This is a genomic window from Streptomyces soli (genome assembly GCF_003999195.1).
GTDB lineage: Bacteria > Actinomycetota > Actinomycetes > Streptomycetales > Streptomycetaceae > Actinacidiphila > Actinacidiphila soli.
Genome location: NZ_RJVR01000346.1, coordinates 68,684 through 84,698 on the forward strand (window position 1 = coordinate 68,684; position 16,015 = coordinate 84,698).

The following is a 16,015-nucleotide window of genomic DNA, read 5'->3' on the forward strand; positions in this document are numbered from 1 at the left end:
GGCCTTGACCTTCCGAGCCCCACTGACCAACCACCACGCCGAAGGCACCGACTGCCCAACGGACCACAAGCACACCAGCTCCGGCAAGCCGCTCCACCCCGACTGCCCCGGCCGTGCCTACTCACAGGCCATCTGCTCCTGCGGTGGCTGGCAGATGAAGAACCCCGGCAAGGGCTACGTCAACGAGTCACGCAAGCGGCACCTCGCCAGCCACCCCAAGCCGGAGTCGACCGGTCCCAAGGTCCTGCGCGACTTGCTTCGCCTCGACGCCCACTGACGCTCCACCAACAACACTCCTCAGCCCAACCGATCCCGTTCCCGGAGGTTCCCTTGCCCCACTTGACCGTCGGCCACCTGCTCCGCCAGCTCCAGAACCTCGACCCCAACCTGCCGATCCGCCTTGCCGTCAACCCCGACTGGCCCTTCGCGCACTACCTCGGCACTGACGTCCTCGTTCGCGACGGCGTCGCGTTCATCGCCGACGACGGCCAGGAGGACTACCTCCCGCCAGAGGTCCGCACCTCCCTCGCCTGGGCCTGACCCCGTCCCACCGACCCCGACAGGAAGCCCCCATCTCACCGCGACCCCACCCTTCCGCCACCCGTCCGCTGCACGGCCTCGCTCTGCGGCCCATGCCGCCCGGAGTGCGCGGCGCACTGGTCCACCGCGTCTCCGCCCTTCCCAAGGGACCGCTCGACGTCTCCTGGCTCCCGTGCGACGCTCTCCGACTCCCCCTCGGCCGGATCCGCCTCAACTGGGAACCCGCCTCGCCGGCTGGCTGGGACCTCACCGCACACCTCGGGTTGGCTAACGCCGAGGTCCATCTCGCCTCCTGGCCAGCTGCTCCCGACAATTGGCCGCGCCTGATCCGCCCGACCATCCACGAGGTACACGGCCTGTGCGCCGCCTTCGCCGTGGCCACCGCCGCCCTCGACTTCTCCAACCGCCTCGCCGAGGTCTGACCGCACCCGCAAAAGGCCGTCCCGCGCCGATCAGGCAGGGGCGGCCTTGCCGTACGACCACCCGCGCGTTGCGTACGCTCATCATCGACGAACGAGGAGGACACGATGGCCGACGACCAGCAGCTCTGGGGGTATCCGGAGGTCGCCGCTCACCTGGGCATCAGTGTTCGAGCAGCCCGCAGCCGCAAGAGTCGGGGCAGCCTGCCCGAGCCCGACGACACCAGCGTGCCTGATCGGCCGCGCTGGAGGCCCGCAACTTTCCAGGGCTGGCAGCCCGTCGGCCGGGGGTTCCGCAGCGACCTTCACGGGCCCGCCGCCAAGCACGACAGCACCGCATCCGGCTGACCCGTGACCGGGTCCGCCCGTAGGCTTCGGCCATGACGACCGACTCGCCGATGCCGTCCCCGCCGTTCCCCTCACCCGACAACGCCGTGCGCAGGGTAGTCGTCGGCAACGCCATCGGATCGGTCCACAGCGGCGAAGCCTCGGTGGAGGAGGCGATCCTCCACGCGGCCGTCCACGACTGGTATGAGGGCCACGTCCAGGACGAGGACGAGTGCCCACACCGTGGGTGCGGTGGTAGGTCGCCGGAAGCCGGTCCGGCTTGCCTTTCTCGGCCCCAGCAGGCCCCGGCGGTCGGGCGGATGCCCAGTGGCCCCGAACTCGTCGAAGGCGAACGTGCGGTCCGGGAAGTGTTCCAGGACGTGCTCGATCCGGTCGAGTTTGGCGTCGTAGTCGGGGTCGGTGGACTCCTTCCAAGTCCTGTTGCGTTGGAAGGTGACGCCGCGTCGGGCGAGGAGACAGCACGGGGCCTCACGGCCAATGCGGATCACTCGGCCGTGGAGGCAGCGCAGGTAGGCGACAGTTTGCGGATGGACCAGCGGGTAAAGGGCTGCCCGAGCTTGGTGGGTCGGGTGGTGGCCGTCCGGACGATGAAGTCCTCGTCGTCAAGGCTGAGTAGGCGGGGAGGGCCTCCCGCCCAGCGAGGGTCCAGGCAGGCCAGGCCGATCTCGTTGAATCGGTGGATCACATCTCGCACCGTGTCCTCGTCCGCCTGGACCAGCCGGGCGATCACCGGCACCGGTTGCCGCCGGCCGAGGCCAGCAGCATCATCGCCCGCCGGTAGCGCACCGTGTTCGTGCTGCCCCGCCGTACGATCCGCTGTAACTGCTGGCCTTCCTGGTCAGTCAGCCTCCGGACTTTGACCGGCTCCGTCACCGCGCCTCCCACATCGGATCGGATGTCGGCCCACATCCAATCAGTTCAGGCGTCATCACCGTCCACCCGGCGAACCTGCCCGGTCATAGCGCTACTCTGACATCGACCAGGGGGCGGAACCCAGGTCGGCGATGCTGCGCCGGTCGCGGCTCGCTGGTGGCTCTCCGGCGGCCTTTCCGAGCGCGATCATGGAGACGATCGCCCATCCCGGGTTCGGGCGCAGTTCTTCGGTGAGGCCTTCCAGGTCGAAGGCCCGGAACTGGTGGGCGGCCAGTCCCATCGCCTGGGCCTGGACGGTCAGGTGGGCGACGGCCTGGCCGAGGTCGTAGTCCGCGAACTCGGAGTAGAGCAGCTGCGTGTCGCCGACGTAGCGGCGCGCCAGCGTGACGACGAGCAGGCCTGCGTCCGTCGCCCACCGGGCCGAGCTGGGCGCGAGGTGGCGCACGACCCGCTCATGCCCCCGCTCACCGGGCCGGCTCGCGAAGAACCCCCATGGCTGGGAGTTCCCAGCGGACGGTGCCCATCGCGCGGCTTCCAGCAGCAAGCCGAGGGAGTGGTCGTCGATGGCGGCCGACGGGTCGAACTTGTAGGGGCTGAACCGTCCCGCCAGCAGAGGATGGATGCCGCCGGGCGGTTCCAGATCACGTTGCACGTCCCGGTACAACCGACCACCGTACGGTCGTATTCCAGCCGGGACGGTGGCCGGTCGGGCACGTTCGGAGCAGGGCGCAGCGCTCTTGCGGGGAGGTTGCCCTGAAGCGCGTAGCCCCGCCCGAACATGCTCTGTCCGACCGCGACGTGCTCACGAACAATGTGGCCCCTCCGTTGGGGAGGCCGACCAGCCCTCGCCACCTGACCAACCAACCCGGCGAGCCTTCCCGGTCACAGCACGATACCGGCGGAGTTCACGTATTCGGAGGTGACGTATTCCTCAGCGGGTGCTGCCGCGACAGAACAGTCTCTTCAAAAGCCCCGCCGGTGAGGCGTGGAGGTACCCGTGAGATGCCCGTTGGAGGCATTCCACAGTGTCAGTCGAGTTGAATCACACCATCATTCACGCCCGGGACAACCGGGAATCCGCCGAGTTCCTGGCGGACATACTGGGTCTGGAAGTCGGCGGGGAATGGGGACCGTTCATACCCGTCGCCACCGCGAACGGGGTCACCCTGGACTTCGCGACCAGTCCCGAAGCGCCGATCGTCATGCAGCACTACGCCTTCCTCGTCTCGGAGGCGGAGTTCGACACGGCGTACAGCCGCATCAAGGAACTCGGGATCACGTACTACGCGGATCCGCATCGGAAGCATCCGGGCGAGATCAACCACAACGACGGCGGCCGAGGCATCTACTTCCTCGATCCCGTCGGTCACGCCATGGAGATCATCACGCGTCCGTACGGGGGCTGAACCTCGTAACACAACGTACGGGAAAGGGGGTTCGGCCGGGATCCGTGCACGGGTTCCGGCCGGGGCCCCTCCGGGTCAGGGTCAGGCGACCGGCAGCACCAGTTCGGGCCGGTCCCACATCACCGCGGGCGGGTTGGCCGCAAGGGTGCCGGTCCGGCGTGCCCCGACACTGCGGTAGAAGCCTTCGGCGGGCGGATGCGAGACGATGCGGACGCCGGTCAGGCCGGCGCGCTGCGCCTCATCGCGCAGATGCCCGATGAGCAGCCGTCCGATGCCGAGTCCCTGCGCATCGTCGGCGACGAACATGAGGTCCAGTTCCGGCGGGGCGAGGATCAGCGAGTAGAAGCCGAGGAGCCGGTCGGTGCCGGGCTCGACGGCCGCGAAGACCGGGTGGGTCTCGATGTAGTCGGGTCCCACCCGGTATCCGGCGACCATGGCGGCGTAGGGCCCCTCGTAGGCGCGGGAAGTCCTGACCAGCCGGGTGAGCCGCTTCGCGTCCCGTGCGGTCGCCCGCCTGATGCGTACGGTCTCACTGCGCGCCCCGTCACCCGGATGCGTAATGCTCGATGTCATTGAGCGGGTATTACGCATCCGGCTGCGGGGCACTCACTCGCGGTCCGCGGGCTCCTGATCGCTACGACGGTCCGCGCGCCGCGCGCCACTCCTCGACCATGGCTTCGATGTCGAACGGCTTGAGGTTCAGCAGGGGACCCGGCGACGGCCGCCTGATGGCAGCCCGGATCTTCTCGTTGACCTCGGTCAGCATGCGCCGCACCTCGGCCTCCGTCCGCCCCCCGGGCACGGCGTCGCCGACTGTGGCTGTGGCGAGCCCACAGGTACCGCTGTCGAGGGGGCTGTCCCCTGCTGTGCCGCCTCCTGGTGTGGGCTGCCCAAGACGGCGGGGCGCACCGCCGCCCGATCGCCAGTGGTCCCCGCCAGAGGCGGCGCCCGATGTCGTCCAACAGGCGACGGGCGTCAGCGCTGCCGCAGTCTTGGCCGCTCCGCCCGGCACCGCTCTCACCGGCGTGACGGCCCATGGCGGCAATCTGCTGCTCACTACAGGTGACGGCGTCCTTCGGCTGGACCCGGCGACGGGCGAGGTTCGGTGGGTGCTCAGCCTCCCCGGAAGCCGGGACTCAGCGCTCCGGACCTCGGCGGGCACGACGGTGCTGTGCGCGGCTGCCGTCGTCACCTCTACCGGCAACACCGGAGTCACACCCGTGGCCGGGCCGTTCCCCAACCTTGCACGCCTCCTGACCAACCCCGCCGGAGAGCTGTGGGTGTTCGCCACCACCGGACCGCCCGGCTACAGCGGCCGTCACACGGTCACGCGCGTCGCCGCCCGGCCCGCCGAACAGCGGGAGCACACCATCGACTTCGTGGGCAAGATCGACAACATGGCGCTCCTGCCCGACAACCGGCTCTACCTCGTCGGCGGAAGCCGTGCCGGAGTCCTAGGCATCCGCGAGGCGATGGCATTCCCTGAGCAGGACTGGAAGCAAGCCGCGCCACTCAGCGAGATCTCCGCCCTTCTGCCCTGGGACGCCCACACGGTGCTCTCGGCCGGCCGAGCCTCCGGCGGAACAGCCGTCGAGGTATACAGCACCGACCTGCGCACCCACGAACACACATTCCTGGTCACTGTCCGGGGCCAGCGCGCCGTCGGCCTGGCCCCGCGGACGGACGGCACGGTGAGCTTGATCGTGGACGCGTGGCTGCCCCGCTCGGCACTCCCAGGGCCCCTGCTGTTCTCAGTGGCCATCCCGGATAGAGCGGAGTAGCCGACCCGGTGGCGGTGATCAGGCTGGGCAGGCCCCGCGCTCGCCGCGTTCGGTCACCGGGTCGGCGGGCGAGGGTGACGTCGACGGCGGGATCCGCCGGCCCTCACGGGTGTCCGCGAGCATCTGATGCAGTTCACCGTATTAGTCCAGGTAGGTGCCGGCAAAGGCACCGTCGAACCCGAGCGCCCGCAGGCCCTGCTCGACGGTGGAGTAGGTCGTCCCGTCCGGGATGGCGATCAAGGCGTCGAAGTCGGCACGGCTGATCTCGGGCTCGAGCCACTGGTTGCTGCAGCGGCAGCAGACCCAGACGTTGCGGCCGTGGTTGATCAGAAGCCAGTCGCGCCGAGCCCGGCAGGCCGAGCACATCACGGGGATCCCGCGCAGGGACAGCTCCGGCGGGTGGCTGAGGCAGCGCGTCGCGCCGGGGCCGCTGGGCGCCTGCATCTCGTAGTGGAGCTGCAGCAGGGGGTCGCTTCCGACGGTGACAGCGGTCAGGACGGGGGTCGGCTCTACGCGGTGGTTGGTAGTTCTGAGCACGAGCGTCATCTCCCGGTCGAGGGCCTTCTCTGTTTATCCGTAACAGCCGGTGGAACCGGTTGTCCAGAGGATTCGCGCAGTCTGGCAGGCCGGTGGTGGACCTGTCGGACTGCTGGTCAGCGGCGCGGCGGCCGGTTGCGCGGGTCCGGTGCGGCGGGACGAGTCGCTGTCGGAGGTGCGATCCGGACGCCGGTCCGGTTGTCCGTGGGCTTGGCGCGGCCGGTGCCGGCGTGCGGGCGGCGGGCGGCGTCGCCGGGGTGGGCGGGGAGCTGGGCGAGTCGGCGCAGGCGCCAGACAAGGACGTCGTTCACGTCCTCGGCGGTGTCGAGTTCGCGCATGTCGATGGCCTCCTGCAGCAGGGCCTTGGGGTCGTGGCCTGCCTGTTCGGCCTGGGCCAGCGTGGCGGCAAGGGCGTCGGTATTCGTCTCGGCGTCGGCACCAAGAGCGCTGGCGGGGAGGGCGGCGCGGATGGTGGTCTCGTAGGTGCGGCGCTCGGCTGCGGGCAGGGCACGGCCGTGGTCGCGCAGGGCCTGCAGGGGTGCGGTGGCGGCCTGGCGGTAGGCGGCGCGCAGGTGTTCGGCGGTCTGCCGGGAGGCTTCGGCCTGCTGGGCGTGGCCGCGTGCGGAGTGCCAGCGGGCGGCGGCCAGCGCGACCAGAACCAGGGTGGAGACGAGCATGGCGGTGGTGCCGCCGTCCTCGCCTCGGCCGAGCGCGCCGCCGGCCTGGATGATGCCCCGGGCCGCCGAGCGGATCGCCCTGGTGTCGGCGCGTTCGGCCCGGACGTGGCTGCGGGTGGCGCGTTCGAAGGAGCGGGCGGCGGCGCCCAGCTCGGCGCGGGTGGCAGCCGGGGAGGTCTGGGCGACAGCGTCCAGGAGCTCGCCGACTCCGACGAGTTGGGCTGCGGCTTCGTCGTCGTCGCTGTCCAGAAGGATCGCGGCGCGCTCGGCGACCCCGGTGGCGGTGCGTCGTCCCCGGGCGGGCGGCGACCACTCCGATCGGCCACTGGCGGCGGCCGGGGGCGTAGCCTCGTCGGCGGTCCCGTCAGCCAGTCGGCGACGGATCTTCGGCAGGGAGAGGTCGGGGGCCAGGGTGGAACCCGCGAACCAGACCGGCTCGCGGTCGCGGTTGCGGTCGCCGGGCAGCGCGACGCTGTAGCCGAGGACGTCACCGGAGGGGGCGTGGCGCAGCTTGACGCGTAGGCCCGCCTCGCGAAGGCGGGTGAAGAACTCGGCTTCGCTGGCTGCTCCGGCGACGGCCTGGCGGACGGCTTCGCGCAGCGTCTCGCGCGGGGCCTCGGGGCGGCCGGTGCGCTCGGCTTTGAAGCGCTCGGCGCTGGTGGGCGTCTTGGCTCCAGTGCCGTCGCCGGGCTTGAGCTTGCGCAGACCCATCTCCTTTTCCATGCGACGGCATTCGGCCTGGGCCTTCTTGAAGTCGTAGTTCATCCTCGGTCGACGCAGATCACCTCGGACCATCGTGGCCACGATGTGGATGTGGTCGTCCGCGTGGCGCACCGCGACCCACCGGCAGCCGTCCGGATCGCCTTCGGGGGCGAGGTTGACGGCTTGGACCAGGCGACGGGCGACGGTGTTCCACTCGGCGTCGGTCAGGGTCCGGTCGCCTGGGTCGGTGCGGACCGAGCAGTGCCAGACGTGTTCGGCCGGGGCCTTGGTGCCGGCCTGCTTGACCCGTAGGTCCAAGGCGGCAGCGAGCCGGGCCAGGGTGACTTTGGGGTCGGGGTCGGGGCTGGTGTCGCGGCCGGGGTCGGGGGCGAAGCCGTCCCAACTGCCGACGAGGTGGGGGTCGGTGTGTTCGTCGCGCTTGCCGGGGCCGTACAGGTAGACGAGTAGGCCGTGGGTGCGTGAGCCGCGTCGGATCTTGGGGACCATCAGAGGCGCTTCTTCACCAGGGTGTCGGCCGTGTTGTCGATGCGGGCCAAGAGGCGGGTCAAGGCCCTGAGGGCGTGGTCGAGTTCGCCGGGGCGGGGTTGTCCTCCGGCGTTGTAGACGAAGGCGATCTGGTTGATGTTGTTGCCGACGCGGGAGAGGGCGGTGCGCAGGGCGGCCAACTCGTCGATGGCGGCATCGAGCTGTTCGTTGGTGTGCACGGTGGTCGAACCGCGGGCGACGGCGAGGCCGGCGGCGGCGAGGAATCGGGCGACGGTAACGGCGCGCTGCTTGGCGGCGGCGGTGATCTCGGCTTTCTCGACGTCGGAGAGGCGAGTAGTGGTCTTGTGGGTGCGCTCGCTCGGGTTGCGGGTGCGGCGGCGCGGTTTGCGGTCGGGGAACGCAGGCGGGCTCGGGCTCGGCTGCTCGCGCGGGGCGCGGTTGTCTGCTTCTCCCCCTGCGACCGGAGCCCCCTGGTGCCGGGAGTCCGGCTGGTCTCCGTGCGCCCTCGCTCGGGGACCAGCCGGACTTCCCCCGCCCTCCGGGGCGGGGGCAAGTGCGTACGACGGGCCGTAGGACCGTCGTACGCGACAACTTGCTCCGTCAGGAGCCGTCGTGGGGTCACGCTGCGGTCCGGACATGGTGGCCGCCGGGTCGTTGGCGGTCATCGGCTCGACTCCGTGTCCTGCTGGTGGACGTCTCGGACGACTTCCTCGATCCAGTCCATGGCCAGGACCGGGTGGTGCAGGGTCCACGGGAGGTCGTGTCGGCGTCGTTGCACGGTCCAGATGTTGTCGGGGCCGGATTCGGCGCGGTGGAGGTGGCCGCGCTGGTGCAGGACGGTCAGCCAGGAATCCACCTCGGCCGGTGTGGCGGGGTTCGTGCGCATGGCGGTGCTCTCCGGTTCGCTTCAGGAGGTTGTGGGGCGCGTGTCCGGGGTCGGGTGACCGGCCGAGGTGTCCGGCTCGGTCACCCGACTCCGTGGTGTCCGGTCAGTTCCGGGATGAGGTGACCGGCTGTCCGTGCTGCTCGCGGAGCTGGACCATCAGGGCGGTCAGCGTGTCGCTGGACAGCGGGATCTGCTGACCTCGGATGGCCTGGGCGACCACCTTGCGGGTCAGCTTGTCCTCGGCCTTGACCGCTGACCGGGCGATCTCCAGCAGTTCCTCGGTGTCCAGGTCGGGTCGCCGGTCACCGGTCGGGCGGCTGCCCGGGGCAGTGACCGAGCCAGGAGTGACCGGCCGGTCAGTGACCGGCGGGAGGCTGTCCGCGTGACCGGTGACCGGCTCGGTGCCGACCGATCGGTCACTGACCACTGGGACGGTGCCCGGCTGTCCAGCCAGGTCAGCGGCCTTGGGCTCCCTGTCGTGGTGACCGGTGTTCGGGCGGGTGGTGTCCGCCGGGGCACTGTCCCCGGTCAGTGTCCGGGTGTCCGGATGGTGCTTGTCCAGGGATAGCCCGGGCCGGTCGGTCAGGGCGCTGACCGGCTGCCCGGCGCTGACCTGACCGGGCTGGGGCTGACCGGCGCGGTCAGTCCGAATAACCGGGATGCGCTGGGGCTGACCGTCCTGACCGAGGTGACCGGCCTGACCGAGGTCGTCGCGGTCGCTTCGGTCACTGTCCTTGACCGACCCGCGGGCGATGAGGATGTACAGGTGGACTGCTCCGGCCAGGGCGAGCGGGGCGATGGTGGACAGTACGGCGACCACCGTGTCGCTGAGCCGAAGCCCGGTGGCCGAGGCGTCCTCTTCGTTGAGTCTGACCGCGTGCAGCGCGTTGGCCCAGATGCTGGCGGCGGTGGCTGTACCGAAGAGCATCCAGACGTAGAGCCGGGCGCGCAGGGGCGCGTCGCGCAGGACCAGCAGGGCCCGGATGCCGTAGGCGATGAAGCCGTCGATCACCAGGGGGAAGAGGTAAGTCAGGAAACCGCGGACGTGGATGGCGACGGCCATCTGCTGGAGGGCGTCGTAGGACAGGGCGCTTCCCGCGCCGCCGAGGGCTATGACGACTGCGCGGTCCCAGCCGGTGATGTGCGCCGCCTTCGGCGCGTTCGCGGTGCTCATGCCGCTGTCCCGAAGTCGTCGCGGCCCAGGCGCTCGCCGTTGGTATCGGGGGGCGGGGTGGTCTTCGGGGTCTGCTCCAGGTCTCGGTTGCGGATGGCGCGGCGGGTCTCGCGGTAGAGCTTCTGGGCGTGGTCCTCGCTGATCTTCAGGAGCCAGGCCAGGCGCTGTTCGGTGAGGCCGTGGCGGTAGGCGGCGTGGACGACGGCGCGGCGCTCGGCCTTGGTGAGGTGGACGTCGCGCCCGGCGACGGTGGCGTTGACGCGGCTGTAGTCGAGGCGGTTGGCGAGCTTCTCGTGCAGCGGCTCGCGCTCCTCCTCGGTCATCCCGCCCCGGATGCCGTGGGTGTCGCCGCCTTCGAGGGCGGCGTCCAGGCAGGTGCGGCGGACCGGGCACTGGCCGCAGAGCGACTTGGCGGCGGTGATCTTGGCGGTCTCGTCGGGCCCTGGGAAGAAGGTTTCGGGGTCCACCGGGTTGTGCTCGGTGCTCTGGCAGACGGCCTGGTCCTGCCAGCTGTGGTCGCCGAGCGACCGGTGGCGGGCAGGGCTGATCGTCGTGGTGGTCATGCGGGTTGCTCCGATCGCTCTCCGCGCGCTGGGCGTCGGCGGAGGGGTGCGTTGGGTCGGGAGGTGCATGGGGCGGCGCTCTGGGGGCGCGGCCCGGCGTGGCGGCCTGCGGTGGATCAGGCGGGTGTGCGGTGGCGTCTGCGGTCGACGGGCTCGAACTCGACCCGGGTGGTCATCTGCGCGAGCCTGCTGCTGACGCGGTCGCCGAGGTAGGCCCGGAGGTCCTTGATCGCCAGGTTGGTGGTGACCAGGGTCGGGAGCATGTGGTTGTACCGGCGGTTGATCAACCGGTACGTCACTTCCTCGACCCACTCGGACGCCTTGGCCGCGCCGAGGTCGTCGATGATCAGCAGGGGGCACCGGCTGACGGCCGCCAGCTCCCGCTCGGTGTCGACTCCCGGCCTGGGGCGGAGGTCGGCGTACAGGTCGGCGGCGGCGGTAACGCGCCAGCGCACGCCGACGCCGGTCTGCACCAGTTGTCGGACCGCGCCGTACGCCTGGTGGGTCTTGCCCGCGCCGACCACCCCGGCCATCAGCAGGCTCGGGCCGGTGGTGACCTGCCGCCGGGCTCCGGTGCTCGGGGCGACGGCCTGCCGGGCGACGTCCTGGACCCATTCCAGGACCTGGGGGTGGTCGGCGACCGCGCCCTGGTAGCGCGGGGGCATCCCGGCCGGCAGGGCGTCCAGCGGGGAGAAGGGCTCGGGCTCATCGGCCGGCGCGGCGACGGTGGCCGGGTCGATGTTGCGGGCGGCCAGGATGCGGGCCATCCGGTCCAGGGTGCCTGCGCCGCCGAGGGTCTGCGGGTCGCGGGTACGGGTACGCATCACAGCTCCTCTGCGTAGGCGGCGGCAGCGTCGACCGGGTTGGTCCATGCCTGGTGAGCGGGCACGTTAGGCCGGATTCTCGGCCGCGCCAAACCTGTGGACCGTGTGTTCATGGCGTCGTTGACCAAGCTGGGCAAGCGGCTGGGGTGGCCTTGGATCTCCGTGAAGCGCTTCAGTCCGGCTCGGACGTGCTCCGGGGCGATGCCCTCGCCGAGGAGCTTCTTGGCGATGCGGCCGAGGTGTCCGATCACGTCGCTGGGTGGACGCTCGTCGCAGGCCGCGACGTACTCGCCGATCAGGTCGTTGGCCGAGACGGTGGCGGCGGGCGCTGTGCGCCCCGTAGGGAATGAAGATCCAGGATCCAAGATCCTAGATCCAGGCGCCGAGCCCTCTCCGAGGTTTCGGGGAGGCTTCGGGGAGCCCTCGGGGAATGCCGTCTGACTTGCGGTTTTCTTGCCGGTGCAGTCAGGGGTGCCGGCGAGGCCGACGAGGGCGTCCTGCTGGGCGGTCGGGGCCTCGCTTCGGGGGGCGGGCTGCGTCGGAGCGGGCTGCGCGGGCAGATCGAGGGCTCGGGGAGTGTTCGGCGAAGTCTCGGCGAGCCCTCGGGTAGGGGTGGGCGACGCCTCGATGCGCTTGGTGCAGGTCCCCTTGCAGGGACCGCACCGGTCCGCCGCGTGGTGCTGCGGGCACGAGGGCAGACGGGACTGGCTCGGCTTGTCGATCTTCTGGTGCTCGGACCAGGTCACGATGTGGAGGTAACGGCGGCCGTCGCAGCCGGTGTACCGGCAGATCAGGCCCGCGGTGGCGAGCTGCTGAAGGTCGTCCTCGACGTGTACCGAGGTGTGCTCGGCCCGCAGGGGCCAGAGCAGTCCCGCGATGATCGCGGCGTTGTCGCGGTGGCGGCCGTGGTCGTCGGCCTGGGTGAGGAGGCCGAAGAAGGTCCGCTCCGCCTCGACGCTCACCTCGGCGAGCGACTCGGAGACGAACGCCTCCGGCTTGATGGTTCGGATCCTCGCCATGTCAGCGGCCCCGACCGGCGGCGAGATCGCTGCGGATGAGGGTCGCGGTGGCGAGGTCGAAGGTGTGGGGCAGGGTCCAGTCCGCGTCCGCCCAGACCCGTAGGATCCAGCGGGCTGCGACCCTGGCGGTCGTCCGGCTCAGCGTGATGGACTCCCCGGCCGCGTTCTTCGCTATGGCATGGGGGTGGGGCCACGCCTGCTTCGGGTCGGTGAGGCTGACGCGGATGGTCGCCGCCTCGGGGATCATGTCGGCGAGCTGGGCCGCGAGGCGATGCCAGCGGGCCGTGTCCGGGCATGCCATGGTTTCACTCGGCGAGGTGAGCATGCGATACTCCGTTGTTCGTAGGAGCGCGGTGCGGCGGTTCTCGTGCAAAAGCCCCGCCGCCCGCGAGATGTGAATCGGTGCCCCTCGGGGTGCCGGCCCCGGCGCTTGGGAGTTGGTAGCTCCCAGGCGCCGGTTTTGCTCCGGCCCCCACCATGGGCTCATGGACCCCGCTACGGTGCTGTCTGCATCCGGTCCCTCCGCTGGTTCGCCCCTCTGGGGCCTGGCTCTACTCACCTGCACGTTTACGTCAGTGGATAGCAACGCGACGACACTAGACCAGCGAAGATGGATCTTGTCAACTGAGGAGAATGGAATGCCCAAACCGATGCATGTATCGTTCACATCAGTTGATAGAAACCTTGATGACCGCAGAAGGGCGATCCCGATATGAGCGAAGCGGCGCGCGAAGGGCGGCGCACCCTCGCAGAGAAGATCGACTACCTCTTCACCACGGTCCACCCGAAGAATCGCGGGCCGTACACCTACGAGGAGGTCGCCTCCGGCATCAAGCGGTCCGGGGGCCCCACGATCTCCGCCAGCTACGTCTGGCAACTGCGCACGGGGGCGAAGGACAATCCCACGATGAAGCACCTGGAGGCCCTGTCCGGCTTTTTCGGCGTCTCCCCCTCGTACTTTTTCAACGAGGAGACCTCCGAGCGGATCGCAGCCAACCTCTCCATGCTCGCGTCCATGCGCGACAATCAGGTACGCAGCGTTGCCCTACGAGCCTCGGGCCTGTCCCCCGAGACGCTGACAACGATCCAAGGCTTCATCGAGCGCGCCCGAGCGCTCGAAGGGCTCGACGAGGCCCAGGGCTGATCCTCCTTCATGCCTTCAGGGGCCCCGCGCGGATGTAGGAAAGCTCACAGTCGTCCACCGACTTCTGCATCCCTTCGCCGGTGATGTCCAAGTTTGCACATCCGACCTCTGGGCGCCTCTACGTCATCTGATGAATCGTCCGAAAATACCCACTACGGCATGACATAGGCTGACTGGCGCCCATTCCACCCGGGGCTTCACTCGCCTCGGTGGCCCTCAGCACAGCCCTCGGAGTTGCGTTGTCCATACGCAGCCGCTTCAAGAAGCCGGGACGCCGTCAACGGTCTTCCGCGAGCCTCGAAGCGCTTCTCGGTGTGATCGACCTTCCCACCCCGTTCGACATCCAGGTGCTCTGCGACCGAATCGCGGCCCAGCGCGAAAGGCCGATCTACCTGCATCCCACCGAGGGCATCTCCGGAACCGAGGCTCCCTGCGGCAGCTGGCTCGCCACCGACGTCGGCGACCACATCTTCTATGAGGCGGCGACCAGCCCTCTCCACCAAACCCATATCATCTTGCACGAACTCAGCCATATGCTGCTTGGCCACAGTTCGGTGCTGGGCGCGGCCGCCACAGCTGCGGGGGGTGTCTTCGGCAGTGACATCGATCCGAAGACGATCCAAAGCATGCTGGGGCGTGCCAGCTACACGAACACGGACGAACAGGATGCCGAACGGCTGGCCAGTCTCATCGCCGACCGAGTCTCGCTCGCTCCGAGCACTGCCACCGTCGGCAACCACAGCGTCCTCCGCCGCCTGAACGCGGCCCTGCGAGCTGAGTGACGCCCCGTGGTCGCAGCATTCGAGATCGTCTGCATCCCTCTGCTCTGGGTGATAACTCTCTGGCGAGCACGATCCGCGCTCAGGGAAGGCAAGGAACGCGGACTGTGGACAGCCTTCTGCGGCGTCGCCGTCGCGATGACCATGCGCCCGTACCCGTTCGGTCTGGCACTGGACCGCCTGAGCGGTGTCAACGACCTGTCCTTCCTGGTCAAACACCTGGCGGGTGGCGTCGTCGCACCCGCCGGACTCATCGCTTTCGTCCAGCGCATGTCCTCAAGCCAGTGGGCGAGTTCTGGCTACAGGCGTCTTCGGATGGCTCTCCCCATCCTGACCGGCCTGGCCATGGTCCTGCTGTTCGTCGCCACTCCGCGGCCCCTCGAAGCTGCGGACCTGCTCAGCGACTACGCCTCCGACGGCCGCATCACCGCCTACGGGACCATTTGGATCTCCTACCTCCTCCTGGCGCTGGCCGCCGCAGCCCGTATCTGCTGGCAGTGGGGCCGCCAAGCCGGCATGAGCCTGCTCGGCTGGGGCCTGCGCACCGTCGGGGCCGGAGCCGGCGTCGGCATCGTGTACGCGCTGCACCGCATAGCCGCCGTGCTGCTGCGCTACGCCCGCAACTCCGTGCCCTCGACCGACACGAGCGATACGACCAGTACCGGACTGCTCGTCTGCTCCGTATTGCTCTTCGTGATCGGCAGCAGCCTTCCAGCCCTCGACAAGCTGCGCGGCTGGCTCCGCGCCCGCACCGACCTGTCCCAGCTCTACGGGCTGTGGCACGCACTCACCGACGCGACGCCCTCCGTGCGGCTCGACCCACCGCGAGGCAGGAGCGCGGACCTCCTCGATACGCGAAGAATCCGCAAGCGCCTGTACCGCCGAACCATCGAGATCCGCGACGCTGCCCTCACACTCAGCGAACACATCCCCACCGCCCTGCGCGAGCAGGCCGACGAATACGTCGCCGGCGCAGGCATCCGGGGCACTGCCGCCGCCACGGCCGCCGAGGCGTGCTGTCTCGAGGTCGCCCGCCGCGCCCGTCTGCGCGACGACGCCCCGCCTGGAGAACACCAGCTGCCCGCCGGCGGCGGCCGGGATCTGCTCAGCGAGACACAGGCGCTCAAACAGCTCGCCCACGCCTTCCGATCCGACCTCACCCACACGTTCGCCGACACAGTGGACTCGGCCCGTACCCTGGGGGACCAGCCATGAGTACTTTCATCCCGCCTGCCCCGCCCGCCTACTCCGAGGCCACCGCCAAGGAGAGGGCCGCCAAGCTGATCACCGACGTTCTGGCCCCATTGAATCTCGTGATCGCCTTGCTGCTGCTGATCGGCTGGCACAGCACCGGAAGCATCGCCGGAATCGGCTGGGGCCTGCTGGCAGCCCTGTTCTGCGGCGGCATACCGCTCAGCATTCTCAGGTTCGGCGTGCGACGCGGACGCCTCGGCGACAAGCACATCCGAATACGGAAACAGCGCGTCCTCCCGATGACCGCCAGCATGGCGTCGGTCATCGCCGGCACCGCGCTGCTCCACGTCCTCCACGCGCCGCGCGAGCTCTTCGCCCTGGTCATCGCCATGCTCGTGGGTCTGGGATCCACTCTGGCCGTTACCGTCTGGTGGCAGATCTCGATCCACAACGCCGTCGCCGCAGGCGCCGTCACCATCCTGCTGCTGGCCTACGGCCCGGTAATGCTCCCGCTAGTCCTGGCCATTGGCGCCATCGGCTGGTCCCGCCGCCTCCTCAAAGCCCATACCCTGCCCCAGCTCATCGCTGGCACCTTGGTCGGCGCAGCGGCCGCGGCTACAGCATTCAGCCTCCTACGCTGAT

At 69.8% G+C, this 16,015-nt stretch carries 22 protein-coding genes and 1 pseudogene; 10 read left to right on the top strand and 13 right to left on the bottom strand.

Annotated elements, in window-relative coordinates:
- Positions 1–4: 4 nt before the first annotated feature.
- The 4 genes from EFK10_RS42150 to EFK10_RS42165 all read left to right on the top strand — a co-directional run bounded on the left by EFK10_RS42150 (position 5) and on the right by EFK10_RS42165 (position 1,307).
- The gene (locus EFK10_RS42150) at positions 5–277 is read left to right on the top strand and encodes a hypothetical protein (RefSeq protein ID WP_127360925.1); all 273 of its coding nucleotides are present in this window, start codon (positions 5–7) and stop codon (positions 275–277) included.
- Between the two features lie 53 nt (positions 278–330).
- Positions 331–540: a hypothetical protein gene (locus EFK10_RS42155; protein ID WP_127360926.1), complete on the top strand. Its 210-nt coding sequence runs from the start codon at positions 331–333 to the stop codon at positions 538–540.
- Between the two features lie 104 nt (positions 541–644).
- A complete protein-coding gene (locus tag EFK10_RS42160; RefSeq protein ID WP_240677807.1) occupies positions 645–962 on the top strand; it encodes an esterase in 318 nt (105 codons plus the stop codon).
- 105 nt (positions 963–1,067) lie between these two features.
- Positions 1,068–1,307, top strand: coding sequence for a MarR family transcriptional regulator (locus tag EFK10_RS42165; protein WP_127360928.1), 240 nt, complete (start codon positions 1,068–1,070; stop codon positions 1,305–1,307).
- A 216-nt stretch (positions 1,308–1,523) separates the two neighbouring features.
- Here the strand turns inward: EFK10_RS42165 and EFK10_RS42175 are convergent.
- A pseudogene (locus EFK10_RS42175) lies at positions 1,524–2,180 on the bottom strand (helix-turn-helix domain-containing protein); the annotation flags it as partial.
- 91 nt (positions 2,181–2,271) lie between these two features.
- Entirely contained in the window at positions 2,272–2,844 is a 573-nt protein-coding gene (locus tag EFK10_RS42180; RefSeq protein ID WP_206305808.1) for a nitroreductase family protein, read from the bottom strand.
- A 361-nt stretch (positions 2,845–3,205) separates the two neighbouring features.
- On the opposite strand from EFK10_RS42180, the gene EFK10_RS42185 reads away from it, so the two are divergent.
- On the top strand, positions 3,206–3,586 hold the full coding sequence (locus EFK10_RS42185; protein WP_127360929.1) for a VOC family protein: 381 nt from the start codon (positions 3,206–3,208) through the stop codon (positions 3,584–3,586).
- An 81-nt stretch (positions 3,587–3,667) separates the two neighbouring features.
- On the opposite strand, the gene EFK10_RS42190 is transcribed toward EFK10_RS42185, so the two are convergent.
- Both EFK10_RS42190 and EFK10_RS42195 read right to left on the bottom strand, forming a co-directional pair.
- Positions 3,668–4,159 carry a GNAT family N-acetyltransferase gene (locus EFK10_RS42190; protein WP_127360930.1) on the bottom strand — a complete coding sequence of 164 codons (492 nt, stop codon included), beginning with the start codon at positions 4,157–4,159 and terminating at the stop codon, positions 3,668–3,670.
- Positions 4,160–4,220: 61 nt separating this feature from the next.
- Positions 4,221–4,352: a hypothetical protein gene (locus EFK10_RS42195; protein WP_407647250.1), complete on the bottom strand. Its 132-nt coding sequence runs from the start codon at positions 4,350–4,352 to the stop codon at positions 4,221–4,223.
- A 226-nt stretch (positions 4,353–4,578) separates the two neighbouring features.
- On the opposite strand from EFK10_RS42195, the gene EFK10_RS42200 reads away from it, so the two are divergent.
- Positions 4,579–5,367, top strand: a complete 789-nt coding sequence (locus EFK10_RS42200; protein ID WP_127360931.1) for a hypothetical protein — start codon at positions 4,579–4,581, stop codon at positions 5,365–5,367.
- A 141-nt stretch (positions 5,368–5,508) separates the two neighbouring features.
- Here the strand turns inward: EFK10_RS42200 and EFK10_RS42205 are convergent, their stop codons facing one another.
- The 9 genes from EFK10_RS42205 to EFK10_RS42245 all read right to left on the bottom strand — a co-directional run bounded on the left by EFK10_RS42205 (position 5,509) and on the right by EFK10_RS42245 (position 12,581).
- Entirely contained in the window at positions 5,509–5,913 is a 405-nt protein-coding gene (locus EFK10_RS42205) for a hypothetical protein (protein WP_127360932.1), read from the bottom strand.
- Between the two features lie 107 nt (positions 5,914–6,020).
- Positions 6,021–7,790: a relaxase/mobilization nuclease domain-containing protein gene (locus EFK10_RS42210; protein WP_127360933.1), complete on the bottom strand. Its 1,770-nt coding sequence runs from the start codon at positions 7,788–7,790 to the stop codon at positions 6,021–6,023.
- Positions 7,790–8,455: a MobC family plasmid mobilization relaxosome protein gene (locus tag EFK10_RS42215; protein ID WP_127360934.1), complete on the bottom strand. Its 666-nt coding sequence runs from the start codon at positions 8,453–8,455 to the stop codon at positions 7,790–7,792. Before EFK10_RS42215 ends, EFK10_RS42210 begins: the two co-directional genes overlap by 1 nt.
- The gene (locus EFK10_RS42220; protein ID WP_127360935.1) at positions 8,452–8,676 is read right to left on the bottom strand and encodes a hypothetical protein; all 225 of its coding nucleotides are present in this window, start codon (positions 8,674–8,676) and stop codon (positions 8,452–8,454) included. Before EFK10_RS42220 ends, EFK10_RS42215 begins: the two co-directional genes overlap by 4 nt.
- Before the next feature lie 103 nt (positions 8,677–8,779).
- Entirely contained in the window at positions 8,780–9,850 is a 1,071-nt protein-coding gene (locus EFK10_RS42225) for a DUF2637 domain-containing protein (RefSeq protein ID WP_127360936.1), read from the bottom strand.
- Positions 9,847–10,413: a WhiB family transcriptional regulator gene (locus EFK10_RS42230; RefSeq protein WP_127360937.1), complete on the bottom strand. Its 567-nt coding sequence runs from the start codon at positions 10,411–10,413 to the stop codon at positions 9,847–9,849. The genes EFK10_RS42225 and EFK10_RS42230 overlap by 4 nt, the downstream gene beginning before the upstream one ends.
- Positions 10,414–10,529: 116 nt before the next feature.
- Positions 10,530–11,237, bottom strand: coding sequence for an ATP-binding protein (locus tag EFK10_RS42235; protein ID WP_127360938.1), 708 nt, complete (start codon positions 11,235–11,237; stop codon positions 10,530–10,532).
- The gene (locus EFK10_RS42240) at positions 11,237–12,256 is read right to left on the bottom strand and encodes a hypothetical protein (protein WP_127360939.1); all 1,020 of its coding nucleotides are present in this window, start codon (positions 12,254–12,256) and stop codon (positions 11,237–11,239) included. Before EFK10_RS42240 ends, EFK10_RS42235 begins: the two co-directional genes overlap by 1 nt.
- 1 nt (position 12,257) lies before the next feature.
- The gene (locus tag EFK10_RS42245) at positions 12,258–12,581 is read right to left on the bottom strand and encodes a transcriptional regulator (RefSeq protein ID WP_127360940.1); all 324 of its coding nucleotides are present in this window, start codon (positions 12,579–12,581) and stop codon (positions 12,258–12,260) included.
- Positions 12,582–12,968: 387 nt separating this feature from the next.
- Between EFK10_RS42245 and EFK10_RS42250 the strand changes: the two genes are divergently transcribed.
- From EFK10_RS42250 to EFK10_RS42265, 4 genes are all read left to right on the top strand, one after another.
- Positions 12,969–13,400: a helix-turn-helix domain-containing protein gene (locus tag EFK10_RS42250; RefSeq protein ID WP_127360941.1), complete on the top strand. Its 432-nt coding sequence runs from the start codon at positions 12,969–12,971 to the stop codon at positions 13,398–13,400.
- A 239-nt stretch (positions 13,401–13,639) separates the two neighbouring features.
- Entirely contained in the window at positions 13,640–14,182 is a 543-nt protein-coding gene (locus EFK10_RS42255) for a hypothetical protein (RefSeq protein WP_127360942.1), read from the top strand.
- 6 nt (positions 14,183–14,188) lie between these two features.
- Complete coding sequence (locus EFK10_RS42260; protein ID WP_127360943.1) at positions 14,189–15,394, top strand: MAB_1171c family putative transporter; 1,206 nt, start codon at positions 14,189–14,191, stop codon at positions 15,392–15,394.
- Positions 15,391–16,014 (top strand): hypothetical protein, encoded by a 624-nt coding sequence (locus tag EFK10_RS42265; protein WP_127360944.1) that lies wholly within the window; start codon positions 15,391–15,393, stop codon positions 16,012–16,014. The genes EFK10_RS42260 and EFK10_RS42265 overlap by 4 nt, the downstream gene beginning before the upstream one ends.
- The last annotated feature ends 1 nt before the right edge of the window (position 16,015 follow it).